Source organism: Streptomyces sp. NPDC043876, from assembly GCF_056435825.1.
In genome coordinates, this window is sequence record NZ_JBWKDV010000002.1 from 778,677 (window position 1) to 793,543 (window position 14,867).

At 69.7% G+C, this 14,867-nt stretch carries 12 protein-coding genes and 1 riboswitch; of the genes, 10 read left to right on the forward strand and 2 right to left on the reverse strand.

Going from position 1 to position 14,867, the window contains the following annotated elements; translation table 11 throughout:
* Positions 1-599: 599 nt before the first annotated feature.
* A complete protein-coding gene (locus tag AC0693_RS08600; RefSeq protein ID WP_469336565.1) occupies positions 600-1,991 on the reverse strand; it encodes an aminotransferase class V-fold PLP-dependent enzyme in 1,392 nt (463 codons plus the stop codon).
* Positions 1,992-2,285: 294 nt separating this feature from the next.
* On the opposite strand from AC0693_RS08600, the gene ctaC reads away from it, so the two are divergent.
* The 4 genes from ctaC to AC0693_RS08620 all read left to right on the forward strand — a co-directional run bounded on the left by ctaC (position 2,286) and on the right by AC0693_RS08620 (position 6,764).
* Positions 2,286-3,275 carry an aa3-type cytochrome oxidase subunit II gene (gene ctaC, locus AC0693_RS08605; RefSeq protein ID WP_356409680.1) on the forward strand — a complete coding sequence of 330 codons (990 nt, stop codon included), beginning with the start codon at positions 2,286-2,288 and terminating at the stop codon, positions 3,273-3,275.
* Positions 3,272-5,002, forward strand: a complete 1,731-nt coding sequence (ctaD, locus tag AC0693_RS08610) for an aa3-type cytochrome oxidase subunit I (protein WP_356409683.1) — start codon at positions 3,272-3,274, stop codon at positions 5,000-5,002. The genes ctaC and ctaD overlap by 4 nt, the downstream gene beginning before the upstream one ends.
* Complete coding sequence (locus AC0693_RS08615; protein ID WP_356409685.1) at positions 4,999-5,397, forward strand: cytochrome c oxidase subunit 4; 399 nt, start codon at positions 4,999-5,001, stop codon at positions 5,395-5,397. The genes ctaD and AC0693_RS08615 overlap by 4 nt, the downstream gene beginning before the upstream one ends.
* A 113-nt stretch (positions 5,398-5,510) precedes the next feature.
* Positions 5,511-6,764, forward strand: a complete 1,254-nt coding sequence (locus AC0693_RS08620; RefSeq protein ID WP_469319227.1) for a L,D-transpeptidase — start codon at positions 5,511-5,513, stop codon at positions 6,762-6,764.
* A 141-nt stretch (positions 6,765-6,905) separates the two neighbouring features.
* Here AC0693_RS08620 and AC0693_RS08625 read toward each other — a convergent pair whose 3' ends face one another.
* Positions 6,906-7,307, reverse strand: coding sequence for a hypothetical protein (locus AC0693_RS08625; protein ID WP_356409690.1), 402 nt, complete (start codon positions 7,305-7,307; stop codon positions 6,906-6,908).
* Between the two features lie 176 nt (positions 7,308-7,483).
* Here AC0693_RS08625 and ctaE point away from each other — a divergent pair, with 176 nt between their 5' ends.
* The 6 genes from ctaE to AC0693_RS08655 all read left to right on the forward strand — a co-directional run bounded on the left by ctaE (position 7,484) and on the right by AC0693_RS08655 (position 14,721).
* Positions 7,484-8,104, forward strand: a complete 621-nt coding sequence (gene ctaE / locus AC0693_RS08630) for an aa3-type cytochrome oxidase subunit III (RefSeq protein WP_356409693.1) — start codon at positions 7,484-7,486, stop codon at positions 8,102-8,104.
* Between the two features lie 76 nt (positions 8,105-8,180).
* A complete protein-coding gene (gene qcrC / locus AC0693_RS08635; protein ID WP_356409696.1) occupies positions 8,181-8,990 on the forward strand; it encodes a cytochrome bc1 complex diheme cytochrome c subunit in 810 nt (269 codons plus the stop codon).
* Positions 8,987-10,045 carry a cytochrome bc1 complex Rieske iron-sulfur subunit gene (qcrA, locus tag AC0693_RS08640; protein ID WP_469319226.1) on the forward strand — a complete coding sequence of 353 codons (1,059 nt, stop codon included), beginning with the start codon at positions 8,987-8,989 and terminating at the stop codon, positions 10,043-10,045. The genes qcrC and qcrA overlap by 4 nt, the downstream gene beginning before the upstream one ends.
* A complete protein-coding gene (qcrB, locus tag AC0693_RS08645; protein WP_356409702.1) occupies positions 10,042-11,670 on the forward strand; it encodes a cytochrome bc1 complex cytochrome b subunit in 1,629 nt (542 codons plus the stop codon). Before qcrA ends, qcrB begins: the two co-directional genes overlap by 4 nt.
* 145 nt (positions 11,671-11,815) lie before the next feature.
* Positions 11,816-12,880, forward strand: coding sequence for an anthranilate phosphoribosyltransferase (gene trpD / locus AC0693_RS08650; RefSeq protein ID WP_469319225.1), 1,065 nt, complete (start codon positions 11,816-11,818; stop codon positions 12,878-12,880).
* 85 nt (positions 12,881-12,965) lie between these two features.
* A riboswitch (SAM riboswitch) is annotated at positions 12,966-13,082 on the forward strand.
* 223 nt (positions 13,083-13,305) lie between these two features.
* Positions 13,306-14,721 carry an aminotransferase class V-fold PLP-dependent enzyme gene (locus tag AC0693_RS08655; RefSeq protein WP_478801295.1) on the forward strand — a complete coding sequence of 472 codons (1,416 nt, stop codon included), beginning with the start codon at positions 13,306-13,308 and terminating at the stop codon, positions 14,719-14,721.
* Positions 14,722-14,867: the final 146 nt, after the last annotated feature.

Consider the following 14,867-nt stretch of genomic DNA (forward strand, 5'->3'; position numbering starts at 1 on the left):
CCGGCCGGGCTGAGTGCGCCTGCGAGGGCTTGGGTGTGCCCAGCTGGGGCGGGTGCGCCCGTGCACGTTCGGGCGCCCTCAATCGCCGGGCGGGCTGGGATGTACCTGGCTGGGCTGAGTGCGCGGGCTTGGGTGTGCCCGGCTGCGGTGGGTGCGCCCGTGCACGTTCGGGCGCCCTCAATCGCCGGGCAGGCTGGGATGTCCCCGGCCGGGCTGAGTGCGCCCGTGCGGGCTGGAATGTGCCGGGCCAGGCAGGGGTGTGCGGCGCGGGCTGAGACGCACCCGGCCATGCCCGTGCCACCTCACCCGTGCCGGGCCGCGTGCAGCGACCCCACCTCAGCCTCGCCGGGCCGCGTGCAGGGGCGCCATTCCAGCCTCGCCGGCGTTTGAGGCGCCGCCGGAGGCAGCGGATGCCGCGCGCGGCGGCACTCGCCCGGGCGGGCCGGCCGCGCCGCCGGAGGCAGCGGATGCCGCGCGCAGCGGCAGTCGCCCGACCGGCCGGCCGCGCCGGGCGGCGTAGGGGAACCCGGACGCCCGGCGGCGGCAGGCGTCCGGGCAGGCCGGCCGCGGCGCCGGGGGCGCCGGGGGCTCCCGGCCCCCTACACCACCCGCCGGACCGTGTACGCGACCCCCGCCCCGCCGGGGCCAGGCGCTTCGCCCACGTACTCCTGCCCCCGCATCCCGCACCACGCCGGGATGTCCAGCCGCGCCACCTCGTCGTCCGACAGGACCGTGACCGTGCCGCCGACCGCCACGCCCCCGATCGCGTTCCCCAGCTCGATCACCGGCTGCGGGCACCGCATCCCGAGGGCGTCCACGACCAGGGACCCGGCCGACCCCCCGGCCGCCGGATCCGGAGCCGGCGCCACGCCGAGGCGGGAGCGGACCCCCGCCACCACCCCCGGCAGCGCCTCCAGGAACCCGTTCACCTCCTGCGCCGTCGTGCCCACCGGCAGCGAGACCCGGACGTTGCCCTCCGAGAGCACCCCCATCGCCTTCAGCACGTGGCTCGGGGTGAGCGTCGAGCTCGTGCACGAGGACCCGGACGACACCGAGAACCCGGCCCGGTCCAGCTCGTGCAGCAGCACCTCCCCGTCCACGTAGAGGCAGGAGAAGGTGACCAGGTGCGGCAGCCGCCGCACGGGATCGCCGACCACCTCCACGTCCGGCACCAGCCGGGCCACCCGCCGCCGGATCCGGTCCACCAGCACCCGCAGCCGCTCCGACTCGGCCGCCGCGTCCGCCCGTACGGCCCGCAGCGAGGCCGCGGCCGCCACGATGGCCGGAATGTTCTCGAAGCCGGGGGAGCGGCCCGACTCCCGTTCCCCGCCCGGGCCTTGGGGCGCGAAGCGGACGCCCTTGCGGACGGCGAGGAGACCCACCCCGGCCGGCCCGCCCCACTTGTGCGCGCTCGCGGTCAGCAGCGACCAGCCCCCGGGCACCGGACCCCACGGCAGCGACTGGGCCGCGTCCACGAGCAGCGGCACCCCCGCGGCCCGGCAGCGCTCGGCCACCTCCGCCACCGGCTGGACCGTCCCCACCTCGTGGTTGGCGGACTGCAGGGCCGCCAGCGCGGTGTCGGTGCGCAGCGCCCGTTCGAACGCCTCCGCGGACACGGCGCCGGTGCGGTCGACCGGCACCTCGGTGAAAGCGCCCCCGCGTGACTCGACTGCCGCCGCCGAATGGAGGACAGAACTGTGTTCGACCGCGGAGAGCACCAGGTGCGTTCCGACGCGCCGACGACCCGCCAGGGCGCCCTCGACGCCCGCGTGAACGGCGTGCGTCCCCGAAGGAGTGAAGACGAGTTCGTCCGGGCGGCACCCCACGGCCTCGGCCGCCGCCTCCCGCGCCGCGTCCAGCAGCAGCCGGGCCCGCCTGCCCTCCCGGTAGAGCCGGGCGGGATCGGCCCAGCCCTCGTCCAGGGCGGCCAGCAGGGCCTGCCGGGCGACCGGGTGGAGCGGAGCGCCGGAGGCGGCGTCGAAGTACGGCATCCGCCCACGCTAGCCGCAGGGTCCGCGCCGGCGGACGTCCCCCGAGGTCAGACCCCGTCAGATGGCCACGGGAGGCCGCCATTCAGGGCCGGACGGACCTTCCCCCGTACGGCGGAGCCACCCCTTCGGGGGCAGTAGCGGCGCGTTGGGCACCCTCCCCGCGCGACCCCAAATAGCGTCCAGTAGGGTTTGGTCCGCATAAACATCCAAACCCCTGCCTGCGTCAGGGCCGGCGACCGACCCGAACACGGCCGCGGCCGACCGCGCGGGCCGAGACTCTCGGGAAGGCGCTACGTGAGTCCCTACGGCTCCGACCGCTCGCCGCGGCGCCCGATGCGGCGGAAGCTGCTGCAGGCGCTGACTGCGGGCGTGGTCCTGGCGACCGCCACTGGTTGCTCGTATTCATATAAGAACTTCCCCAACCTCGGTATGCCGGACCCGGTCACCAAAGAGGCGCCGATCATCCTCTCCCTGTGGCAGGGGTCCTGGGCGGCCGCGCTGATCACGGGCGTCCTGGTCTGGGGCCTGATCATCTGGAGCGTCGTCTTCCACCGGCGCAGCCGGACGAAGATCGAGGTCCCGCCGCAGACCCGGTACAACATGCCGATCGAGGCGCTGTACACGGTTGTCCCGCTCATCATCGTCTCGGTGCTGTTCTACTTCACCGCGCGTGACGAGTCGAAGCTGCTGTCCCTCTCCGCGAAGCCGACGCACACGATCAACGTGATCGGCTTCCAGTGGAGCTGGGGCTTCAACTACGTCGAGGACGTCGACGGCGACGCGGTGACCCCCAAGGCGGGCACGGTTCCCAAGGAACTGGCCTCCATCCCGGACCGCTACACCAAGGACTTCCCGGCCGGTGCCGAGGGCGTCTACGACAAGGGCACCCCGGCGGACGTCAACCCGGACAAGGCGGCCGAAGGCCTCAAGTACCCGGGTCCGACGCTCTGGCTCCCCCAGGGCGAGAAGGTCCGCTTCGTCCTGTCGTCGAACGACGTCATCCACTCCTTCTGGGTGGTCCCCTTCCTGTTCAAGCAGGACGTCATCCCGGGCCACACCAACGTCTTCGAGGTCACCCCGACCGAAAAGGGCGTCTTCATGGGCAAGTGCGCCGAGCTGTGTGGCGTCGACCACTCCCGGATGCTCTTCAACGTCAAGGTCGTGTCCCCCGAGGAGTACCGCAAGCACCTCAAGGACCTGGCGGAGAAGGGGCAGACCGGTTTCCTGCCGGCCGGCATCAAGCAGACCGACCCGGCCCGCAACGCTGAGGTGAACAAACTGTGAGCATCCTCAACCAGCCTCAGGGTGCCGCCGCGGACTCGTACGAGAACGAGCTGCCGGTACGGCGCAAGCAGCCGGGCAATGTCGTCGTGAAGTGGATGACCACCACCGACCACAAGACCATCGGCACGATGTACCTGGTCACGTCGTTCGTGTTCTTCATCATCGGCGGGATCATGGCGCTCTTCATGCGCGCCGAGCTGGCCCGTCCGGGCACGCAGATCATGTCGAACGAACAGTTCAACCAGGCGTTCACCATGCATGGCACGATCATGCTGCTGATGTTCGCCACCCCGCTCTTCGCGGGCTTCGCGAACTGGATCATGCCGCTGCAGATCGGCGCGCCCGACGTGGCGTTCCCGCGGCTGAACATGTTCGCGTACTGGCTGTACCTCTTCGGCTCGACCATCGCGGTGGGCGGCTTCGCGACGCCCAGCGGCGCGGCCGACTTCGGATGGTTCGCCTACACCCCGCTGACCGACGCCGTGCACTCGCCCGGCATCGGCGGTGACATGTGGATCATGGGTCTGGCCTTCTCCGGCTTCGGCACGATCCTCGGTTCGGTCAACTTCATCACCACGATCATCTGCATGCGCGCTCCCGGCATGACGATGTTCCGCATGCCGATCTTCACCTGGAACGTGCTGCTGACCGGTGTGCTGGTCCTGCTCGCCTTCCCGGTGCTGGCCGCCGCGCTCTTCGCGCTGGAGGCCGACCGCAAGTTCGGTGCGCACGTGTTCGACGCGGCCAACGGCGGTGCCCTGCTCTGGCAGCACCTCTTCTGGTTCTTCGGCCACCCGGAGGTGTACATCATCGCGCTGCCGTTCTTCGGCATCGTGTCCGAGGTCATCCCGGTCTTCTCCCGCAAGCCGATGTTCGGCTACATCGGCCTCATCGCGGCGACCATCGCGATCGCGGGCCTCTCGGTGACCGTGTGGGCCCACCACATGTACGTCACCGGTGGTGTGCTGCTGCCGTTCTTCTCCTTCATGACCTTCCTGATCGCGGTCCCGACCGGTGTGAAGTTCTTCAACTGGATCGGCACCATGTGGAAGGGCTCGCTGTCCTTCGAGACCCCGATGCTCTGGACGATCGGCTTCCTGGTCACCTTCACCTTCGGTGGTCTGACCGGCGTCATCCTGGCCTCGCCCCCGATGGACTTCCACGTCTCCGACTCGTACTTCGTCGTCGCGCACTTCCACTACGTCGTCTTCGGCACCGTGGTCTTCGCGATGTTCGCCGGCTTCCACTTCTGGTGGCCGAAGTTCACGGGCAAGATGCTGGACGAGCGCCTGGGCAAGATCACCTTCTGGACGCTGTTCATCGGCTTCCACGGCACGTTCCTGGTGCAGCACTGGCTGGGTGCGGAAGGCATGCCGCGGCGTTACGCGGACTACCTCGACGCCGACGGTTTCACCGCGCTGAACACGATCTCGACGATCAGCTCGTTCCTGCTCGGCCTGTCGATCCTGCCCTTCCTGTACAACGTCTGGAAGACGGCGAAGTACGGCAAGAAGGTCGAGGTCGACGACCCGTGGGGCTACGGCCGCTCGCTGGAGTGGGCCACGTCCTGCCCGCCGCCGCGGCACAACTTCCTCACCCTGCCGCGGATCCGTTCCGAGTCCCCGGCGTTCGACCTGCATCACCCTGAGATCGCTGCCCTCGACCACCTCGAGGACCACAGCGTGGCCAACCAGGCCGTCACCGGTGGCAAGGAGGCCGGCAAGTGAAGATCCAGGGCAGGATGTTCCTCTGGCTCTCCCTGTTCATTCTGATCATGGCCGTCGTGTACGGCGTCTGGTCGAAGGAACCGGTCGGGACCACCGCTCTCTTCCTGGCCTTCGGCCTGAGCGTCATGATCGGCTACTACCTGGCCTTCACGGCCCGGCGCGTGGACGAGATGGCCCAGGACAACCTGGAGGCCGACGTCGCGGACGAGGCCGGCGAGCTGGGATTCTTCTCCCCGCACAGCTGGCAGCCGCTGTCCCTGGCCATCGGTGGCGCCTTCGCCTTCATGGGCGTCGTCTTCGGCTGGTGGCTGATGTACTTCTCGGCGCCGCTGATCCTGATCGGTCTGTGGGGCTGGGTGTACGAGTACTACCGGGGCGAGAACGCCAACCAGTAGTGCGGCACCGCGTCACCCGCTTGGGGCCCGGACACCTCTTCGAGAGGGGTCCGGGCCCCTCGTTTGCAGTCACCCCGCGCGCCGTGCCGGGCATATCTTCATAGCGTGGTCCCATGAACCACTCACCGCGTCTTTGGACGGTAGTCGGCTGCTCCCTGCTGGTCGCGTCCCTCGGGGCCGGCGCCACCGCATGCGGGTCCGGCGAGAACAACCCGCTGTCGGCCCGCCCCTACGACGCGGGCGACGAGGTCGCCTTCAACCAGGCGTCGGGCGGCCGTCCCGTCGACCCCGACCGCCCGCTGGAAGTCACCGCCAAGAAGGGCGACGGCCGCATCACCGACGTGAGCGCCGTCGACACCCACGGCCGGCACCTCGCGGGCGAGCTCTCCGCCAAGGGCGACCGCTGGCACAGCACCGCCCCGATGGCCGCGGGCGTCCGCTACACGGTCACGGTCGGCACGGAGGACGAACGCGGCGCCCAGGGGCAGCGCACGCTGAACTTCGAGACCACCCCGGCCAAGAAGGTCGTCCACGTCGAATTCGGCCCGGAGGCGGGCAAATACGGCGTCGGCCAGCCCCTGACGGCCGAACTGACCGAACCCGTCAAGGACAAGGCGGCCCGCGCCGTCGTCGAGCGGGGCCTGATCGTTGAGTCCCCCGCCCACGTCCAGGGAGCCTGGCACTGGGTGGACGACAAGCGGCTCCACTTCCGCCCCAAGGAGTACTGGCCCGCCAACACCACCGTCTCCGTACGGAGCAACCTGGAGGGCATCAAGATCGCCGACGGGCTCTACGGCGCCGCCGCCAAGTCGCTCACGCTGGAGATCGGCGACCGGGTCGAGGCCATCACCGACGCCTCCTCGCACCAACTGACCTTCAAGCGCAACGGAGAAGTGATCAACACCATTCCGGTCACCACCGGAAAGCCCGGCTTCTCCACCCGCAACGGCGTCAAGGTCGTGCTGGGCAAGCAGTACTTCGTCCAGATGCGCGGCGACACCGTCGGCATCGGCGTCGGCAGCAGCGAGTACTACAACCTCCCCGTGTACTACGCCACCCGGGTGACGTGGAGCGGTGAATACGTCCACGCCGCGCCGTGGTCCGTCGGCTCGCAGGGCTACGAGAACGTCAGCCACGGCTGCACCGGCATGAGCACCGCGAACGCCGCCTGGTTCTACGAGAACATCAGCGAGGGCGACATCGTCCGGGTGATCAACAGCATCGGCGACGACATGGACCCCTTCGGCAACGGCTACGGCGACTGGAACCTGGACTGGAAGGACTGGCGCGAGGGCAGCGCCCTGCTCAAGGGCACCCAGGACGGGCGCAGTCCCGTCGACGCCGCCCGCCTGCGCCCCCGGGTCTGAGGCGCCGTCGGCGCCCACCGCACCGCGCCCGGCCCGCCGGACACGCCCGGCACCGGCCGCGGAAGCGACGCAGCGGCCCCTGGAAGCCCGTAGGAGGGCTCCAGGGGCCGCCGCGCGCCGTTCGGGGGCCCTTGCGGGCTTTCAGGCGTTCAGGGACAGCCGCGTCCGCAGGACGTCGGCCAGCGCCCCGGGGAATTCCACCGGGTCGACCGGCAGGGTCACCGCACGGTCCGCCCGGCTCCAGGTGGCCAGCCAGGCGTCCTGCGGGCGCCCGATCAGCAGCAGCACCGGGGGACACCGGAAGATCTCGTCCTTGATCTGGCGGCACACGCCCATGCCCCCGGCCGGCGCGGCCTCGCCGTCCAGCACGCAGGCGTCGATCCCGCCCGCGTCCAGCTCGCTGAGGACGGCGTCCAGGGTGGCGCACTCCAGGAACTCCACCGGCGGCAGGTCCGCTGCGGGCCTGCGCCCGGACGCCAGCCGCACCTGCTCCCGGGTGTTGGCGTCATCGCTGTAGACCAGAACCCGCGCAGTCGCCCGCATTTCGTTCCTCCACGTGTCACATGAATCACGTTGATGATGTCGCGGATGCTACTCCGTCCGACACCCTGTCAACATCGGTTCGCGGGGGCCTCCGATGGGCCGTTCGGGCCTTGCACACGCCCCGGACACTCCGAACGGCACCCCCCGGGGTGAGGGCGGGATAAGCGACCGACATAATGTCGGTCGTGGCGACAGCAACGACAGTAGATACCGGGCACGCGCACCCGACGGTCAACAGGCCGAACCTCGTCAGCGTCGGAACGATCATCTGGTTGAGTTCCGAGCTGATGTTCTTCGCGGCCCTCTTCGCGATGTACTTCACCCTGCGATCGGTGATGGGCGCCGAGCATTGGGCAGAACAGGCCGAGGCCTTGAATCTGCCCTTCTCGGCGACGAACACCACCGTCCTGGTGCTTTCCTCGCTCACCTGCCAGCTCGGCGTATTCGCCGCCGAGAGAGGTGACGTGAAGAAGCTCAGGACGTGGTTCATCATCACGTTCGTCATGGGTGCGATCTTCATTGGCGGCCAGGTGTTCGAGTACACCGAGCTGGTCAAGAAGGACGGCCTGAGTCTCTCGTCAGACCCGTACGGCTCGGTGTTCTACCTGACCACCGGCTTCCACGGGTTGCACGTGACGGGCGGCCTCATCGCCTTCCTCCTGGTCCTCGGCCGGACGTACGCGGCCAAGAGGTTCACCCACGAACAGGCCACGTCGGCCATCGTCGTGTCCTACTACTGGCACTTCGTCGACGTCGTCTGGATCGGCCTCTTCGCGACGATCTACCTGATCAAGTAGCGAACACGTCGCCGGGCAGGTCCCGGCACTCCATCCAGACACACCGACGCAGAAGATCCTGACACCGGGGTAATCCGTGAAAAAGCTCTCCGCACGACGACGCCATCCGCTGGCGGCGGTCGTCGTTCTACTCTTCGCCCTGGCGGTCACCGGGGGGCTGTACGCCGCCTTCGCGCCCGCGGGCAATGCGCAGGCAGACGACACCTCCCAGTCCCTCGCCATCGAGGAGGGCAAGAAGCTCTATGCCGTGGGCTGCGCAAGCTGCCACGGGACCGGCGGTCAGGGTTCCTCTGACGGCCCGAGCCTGGTGGGTGTCGGCTCCGCGGCCGTCGACTTCCAGGTGAGCACGGGCCGTATGCCCGCCCAGCAGCCCGGCGCTCAGGTGCCGAAGAAGCCCGTCATCTACACCCAGGCGCAGACCGACCAGCTGGCCGCGTTCATCGCGTCCCTCGGTGCCGGTCCGATCACGCCGACCGAGAAGCAGTACGACCCGGCGGGTGCCGACATCGCCAGGGGTGGCGAACTGTTCCGCAACAACTGCGCGCAGTGCCACAACTTCACCGGTGAGGGCGGCGCGCTGACGCACGGCAAGTACGCCCCGAACCTCGAGGGCGTCGAGCCGAAGCACATCTACGAGGCCATGCTCACCGGCCCGCAGAACATGCCCTCCTTCCCCGACAGCACCATGCCGGAGAAGCAGAAGAAGGACATCATCGCGTACCTCCAGAACGTGAACGGCGAGAAGTCGAACAGCCCCGGCGGCCTCAAGCTCGGTGGCCTCGGCCCCGTGTCCGAGGGCCTCTTCGGCTGGATCTTCGGACTGGGTGCGCTGATCGCTGTCGCCGTCTGGGTCGCGGCCCACACCGCTAAGGCCAAGAAGTCATGAGTAGCCAAGACATTCCCGTAGAGAAGCACCTGCCGAGCGAGCAGGGCGACGCGCACCACGGTGGCGTGGCAGTGGCGGACGACCCGTTCGCCGACCCGGGCCTGCCGGCCCACAAGCCCCGCATCCAGGACATCGACGAGCGGGCGGCCAAGCGCTCCGAGCGCACGGTCGCGATGCTGTTCACGCTGTCGATGCTGGCCACGATCGGCTTCATCGCCTCGTACGTGACCCTGCCGGTGGACAAGATCGTGTTCATCTTCCCCATCGGGAAGGTCAGCGCGCTCAACTTCGCCCTCGGCATGACGCTGGGCACCGCCCTCTTCTGCATCGGCGCGGGCGCGGTCCACTGGGCCCGCACCCTGATGTCCGACGTCGAGGTCGCCGCCGAGCGCCACGAGATCGCCGCTCCGCCGGAGGTCAAGGCGCAGGTCCTGCAGGACTTCGCCGACGGCGCCAGGGAGTCGGCCATCGGCCGTCGCCCCCTGATCCGCAACACGATGCTGGGCGCGCTGGCCATGCTGCCGCTGTCCGCCGTCGTGATCCTGCGCGACCTGGGTCCCCTGCCGGAGACCAAGCTCCGCAAGACGGTGTGGGCCAAGGGCAAGCTGCTCATCAACGACAACACGAACGAGCCGCTGCGTCCCGAGGACGTCGTGGTCGGTTCGCTGACCTTCGCCCGGCCGGAAGGCCTGGAGGAGGACCAGCACGACTTCCAGACGCAGATCGCCAAGGCTGCCCTGATGATCGTCCGCATCAAGCCGGAGGACATCAAGGACAAGCGGGAGCTGGAGTGGTCCCACGAGGGAATCGTGGCCTACTCGAAGATCTGCACCCACGTCGGCTGCCCGATCAGCCTGTACGAGCAGCAGACGCACCACGTGCTCTGCCCGTGCCACCAGTCCACCTTCGACCTCTCCGACGGCGCCCGCGTCATCTTCGGCCCGGCCGGTCACGCGCTCCCGCAGCTGCGGATCGGCGTGAATGACGAAGGCTTCCTCGAAGCGCATGGCGACTTCGAAGAGCCCGTCGGTCCTGCATTCTGGGAGCGCGGATGAGCACTGCCACTGAAACGACGGGGCGCAAAGCGCCTGCCGGCGAGCGCGTAGCGGACTGGGCGGACGGCCGCCTGGGCATCTACGGCCTCGCCAAGGCGAACATGCGCAAGATCTTCCCGGACCACTGGTCCTTCATGCTCGGTGAGATCTGCCTCTACAGCTTCATCATCATCATCCTCACGGGTGTGTACCTGACGCTGTTCTTCCACCCGAGCATGAACGAGGTCGTGTACCACGGCTCGTACGTGCCGATGCAGGGCGTCCGGATGTCCGAGGCCTTCGCCTCGACCCTGGACATCAGCTTCGAGGTCCGCGGTGGTCTGCTGATCCGGCAGATCCACCACTGGGCGGCGCTGATCTTCGTCGCGGCCATGCTCGTGCACATGATGCGCGTGTTCTTCACGGGTGCCTTCCGCAAGCCGCGCGAGGTCAACTGGATCTTCGGCTTCCTGCTGCTGGTCCTCGGCATGTTCACCGGTTTCACCGGTTACTCCCTGCCGGACGACCTGCTCTCGGGCACCGGTGTCCGCTTCATGGAGGGCGCGATCCTGTCCGTGCCGGTCGTCGGCACGTACCTGTCGTTCTTCCTCTTCGGCGGCGAGTTCCCCGGCGGCGACTTCGTCGCGCGGTTCTACTCGATCCACATCCTGCTGCTGCCCGGCATCATGATGGGCCTGCTGGTGGCCCACCTGATCCTGGTCTTCTACCACAAGCACACCCAGTTCGCGGGCCCCGGCAAGACGAACAAGAACGTCGTCGGCATGCCGCTGCTGCCGGTCTACATGGCCAAGGCCGGAGGCTTCTTCTTCCTGGTCTTCGGTGTCATCGCGGCCATCGCGGCGCTGGCGTCGATCAACCCGATCTGGGCGCTCGGCCCGTACCGCCCGGACCACGTGTCCACCGGTGCGCAGCCCGACTGGTACATGGGCTTCTCCGAGGGCCTGATCCGTGCCATGCCGGGCTGGGAGATCAACCTGTGGGGCCACACGCTCGTCCTGGGCGTGTTCATCCCGCTGGTGATCTTCCCGCTGATCCTGGTCGCGATCGCGGTCTACCCGTTCATCGAGTCCTGGGTCACCGGTGACAAGCGCGAGCACCACCTGCTGGACCGCCCGCGCAACGTCCCGACCCGTACGGGCTTCGGCGTCGCCTGGATCACCTGGTACGTGATCCTGCTCATCGCCGGCGGCAACGACATGTTCGCGCAGTACTTCCACCTGTCGATCAACTCGATCACGTGGTTCGCGCGGATCGGCTTCTTCGTCGGCCCGGTCATCGCCTTCGTCATCACCAAGCGGATCTGCCTCGGCCTCCAGCGCCGGGACCGGGACAAGGTGCTGCACGGTCGCGAGACCGGCATCATCAAGCGCCTGCCGCACGGTGAGTTCGTCGAGGTCCACGAGCCGCTCTCGCAGGGCCAGCTGCACACGCTGACCTCGTACGAGCAGTACAAGCCGCTCGAGATCGGCCCGACGGTCGACGAGAACGGCGTCGAGCGCAAGGTCTCGGGCGTCGAGAAGCTCCGCGCGAAGCTGAGCAAGGGCTTCTACGGCGAGGACAACCAGATCCCGAAGCCCACGTCCGAGGAGTACAAGGAGATCCAGAGCGGCCACGGCCACCACTGACTCCGCCTGACGGACTGATTCCGGTCAGTCTCCGCGTCGCCACGGCAAGAGCCCCGTCCAGTCACTGGACGGGGCTCTTTGCCGTACTCCCCGCCTGGATAGGCTGGGGCCTCACCCATCGACTGTGGACCATCAGGAGCGGACCATGAACGTTGTGACCCCGGCGGGCGGCGACAGCGTGGCGGCCCGCACCTGGCCGGCCGTACTGGACGCCCTGCTCGACGGCCGCGACCTCGGCGCGGACGACACGGCGTGGGCGATGGACCGCATCATGCGCGGAGAGGCGACGGACGCCCAGATCGCGGGCTTCGTGGTCGCGCTGCGGGCCAAGGGCGAGACCGTCGCCGAGATCAACGGCCTCGTACGGACCATGTACGACCACGCCAACCTGATCGAGGTCCCCGGCCGGACGGTCGACATCGTCGGCACCGGCGGCGACGGCGCCAAGACGGTCAACATCTCGACGATGTCCGCGATCGTGGTCGCCGGGACGGGCGCCAAGGTGGTCAAGCACGGCAACCGCGCCGCGTCCTCCTCCAGCGGCGCCTCCGACGTCCTGGAGCAGCTGGGCGTCAACCTCGACCTGACCCCCGCGCGGGTGGCCGAGGTGGCCGAGGAGGCGGGCATCACCTTCTGCTTCGCCGTCAAGTTCCACCCGGCGCTGCGGTACGTCGCGGGCGCCCGCAGGGAACTGGGCATCCGGACCACCTTCAACGTGCTGGGCCCGCTGACCAACCCCGCGAAGGTACGGGCGCAGGCGACCGGCGTCGCCGACCCCCGGATGGCCCCCATCGTGGCGGGCGTGCTCGCCGAACGCGGCTCCTCCGCACTGGTCTTCCGGGGCGACGACGGCTTCGACGAGCTGACCACCACGGCGACCTCCCGGGTGTGGTGGGTGCGCGACGGCAAGGTCACCGAGCAGGGCTTCGACCCGCGCGACATCGGCATCTCCCTGGTCGACGTCTCCGCGCTGCGGGGCGCCGACCCCGCCTACAACGCGGACGTCGCCCGGCGCCTGCTGGCGGGGGAGGGCGGCCCGGTGCGCGACGCCGTGCTGCTGAACTCGGCGGCCGCGCTGGTGGCCCTGGACCCGGGCAGCGGCACGCTGGAGGAGCAGCTGGCGGCGGGCGTCACCCGGGCGGCGCAGTCGATCGACTCCGGTGCGGCCCTGGCCGCGCTGGACCGGTGGGTGAAGGCCAGCAACGCCTGAGCAGGGTCGGTTTCGCGCCGGGCCCCGGTTCCGACATGCGGACCGGGGCTTGTGCGCGGGAGATCGTGTGGCAGGATGCAGACCAGGTCACGAGTGACAGCGTTTAGGCCCCGGCTTGCTGTCCGGCAACCCTCCTTCCGTGGCGGGGTGCCCCGGGTGATGACCAGGCCGCAGGCAGCGAGGCTTGCGGCAAGCGCGGATCCCTCGAATCCAGGGGTCCTGGTCTCTCGAGGAGCGTTTTCCGTGAGCAAGCGAATGCGATAGGGCGCTCAAGCCCCTTCTTCACCCCCCGGAACAGGGTCCTGTCCGCGTACCTCCGGTACCGCCGGCGCACCCCGTCTCCCGGGACTCCCCGTACCCCGCCCTCCGCGGCCGCGTACGGGCCCCCTGAAGCCATTCACCCCTGCCTGCCGGGAGATACCGCCATGTCCGCATCCCTGAACGCCGCCACCACCTCCACCGCTGACACGAGCGTCGGCGCCGCCTGCGACGCCGCCTGTGCCGAGCCGCTCCAGGTGCTCGGCCGGGACGTCACCGTGCCGCTGGTCACCGGCGGCGAAGTGACCTACGCGGCGCTGGACTACGCCGCCAGCGCCCCGGCGCTGCAGCGGGTCTGGGACGACGTGGCCGCGTACGCCCCCTACTACGGCAGCGTGCACCGCGGGGCCGGGTACCTCTCGCAGCTCTCCACCGACCTCTTCGAGCAGAGCCGGGCCACGGTCGCGGAGTTCCTCGACTGCCGCCCCGCCGATCAGGTGATCTTCACCCGGTCCACCACCGACTCGCTGAACCTCCTCGGCCAGGCGCTCCCGGCCGACTGCCAGGTCTTCGTCTTCGAGACCGAGCACCACGCCTCGCTGCTGCCCTGGCGCGACGCCCGGGTCACCTACCTGAACGCCCCGCGCACCCCGGGCGAGGCCGTCGCCACGCTGGAGCGGGCGCTGGCCGACCGCACTGCATCGACTGAAGGGGGCTACGGCCCGGCGCTGGTCTGCGTCACCGGCGCGTCCAACGTCACCGGTGAACTGTGGCCGGTCAGGGAACTCGCCGCCGCCGCGCACGCCCACGGCGCGCGGATCGTCCTGGACGCCGCCCAGCTCGCCCCGCACCACCCGGTGTCGGTGCAGGACCTGGACGTCGACTGGGTCGCCTTCTCCGGGCACAAGCTGTACGCGCCCTTCGGCTCGGGCGTGCTCGCGGGGCGGGCCGACTGGCTCCAGGAGGCCGAGCCGTACCTCGCGGGCGGCGGTGCCTCCCGGAAGGTGGCCCGGCGCGAGGACGGCGGCGTGGACGTCGAGTGGCACACCACCGCGGCCCGCCACGAGGCCGGTTCGCCGAACGTCATCGGCGTCTACTCCATCGCCTCCGCCTGCCGGGCGCTGACCGAGGCCGGGTTCGACACCCTGGTCGCGCGCGAGCGGCACCTGATCGCGAAGGTCCGCGAGGGCCTGGCCGAGGTCCCGGCCGTGCGGATCCTGTCCCTGTTCGGTGACGACGCGCCGCGCGTGGGCGTCATCTCCTTCGTCGTGGACGGCTGGAACAGCTCGCACTTCGCCGCCGCGCTCTCCGCCGAGTACGGGATCGGGGTCCGCGACGGCCTGTTCTGCGCCCACCCGCTGGTCCGGACCCTGCTGGGCAGCGCGCCGCAGGAGCCGGGCGAGTGCGGGGCGCCGGAGTCGGAGCCGGGGGAGCGGTCGCTGAACGCGATCCGGGTCAGCTTCGGGGCGGGTACGCCGGACGAGCACGTGGAGCGGTTCGTGGGGGCCGTGCGGGAGTTGGTGGCGCAGGGGGCGCAGTGGACGTACCGCACGGAAGAAGGCCGCTGCGTCCCGGCCGTCTGACGCTCGCCTCATTCGCCGGCGGGGCTGAGGCATGCCCCCTGGCCCGGGGTCGGCGGGTTCGCCTCAAACGCCGGCGGGGCTGGGGTATGCCCCCCTGGCCCGGGGGTGGGCGTCCCGGCCCGCGGTGGTTCGCCTCAAACGCCGGC

Bases quoted from the DNA above. Each gene is read 5' to 3' on its own strand.
- AC0693_RS08600 (WP_469336565.1), bottom strand. From the start codon at position 1,991: ATGCCGTACTTCGACGCCGCCTCCGGCGCTCCGCTCCACCCGGTCGCC.
- AC0693_RS08625 (WP_356409690.1), bottom strand. From the start codon at position 7,307: ATGCGGGCGACTGCGCGGGTTCTGGTCTACAGCGATGACGCCAACACC.
- ctaE (WP_356409693.1), top strand. From the start codon at position 7,484: ATGTCGGTCGTGGCGACAGCAACGACAGTAGATACCGGGCACGCGCAC.
- AC0693_RS08655 (WP_478801295.1), top strand. From the start codon at position 13,306: ATGTCCGCATCCCTGAACGCCGCCACCACCTCCACCGCTGACACGAGC.
- qcrA (WP_469319226.1), top strand. From the start codon at position 8,987: ATGAGTAGCCAAGACATTCCCGTAGAGAAGCACCTGCCGAGCGAGCAG.
- qcrB (WP_356409702.1), top strand. From the start codon at position 10,042: ATGAGCACTGCCACTGAAACGACGGGGCGCAAAGCGCCTGCCGGCGAG.
- AC0693_RS08620 (WP_469319227.1), top strand. From the start codon at position 5,511: ATGAACCACTCACCGCGTCTTTGGACGGTAGTCGGCTGCTCCCTGCTG.
- trpD (WP_469319225.1), top strand. From the start codon at position 11,816: ATGAACGTTGTGACCCCGGCGGGCGGCGACAGCGTGGCGGCCCGCACC.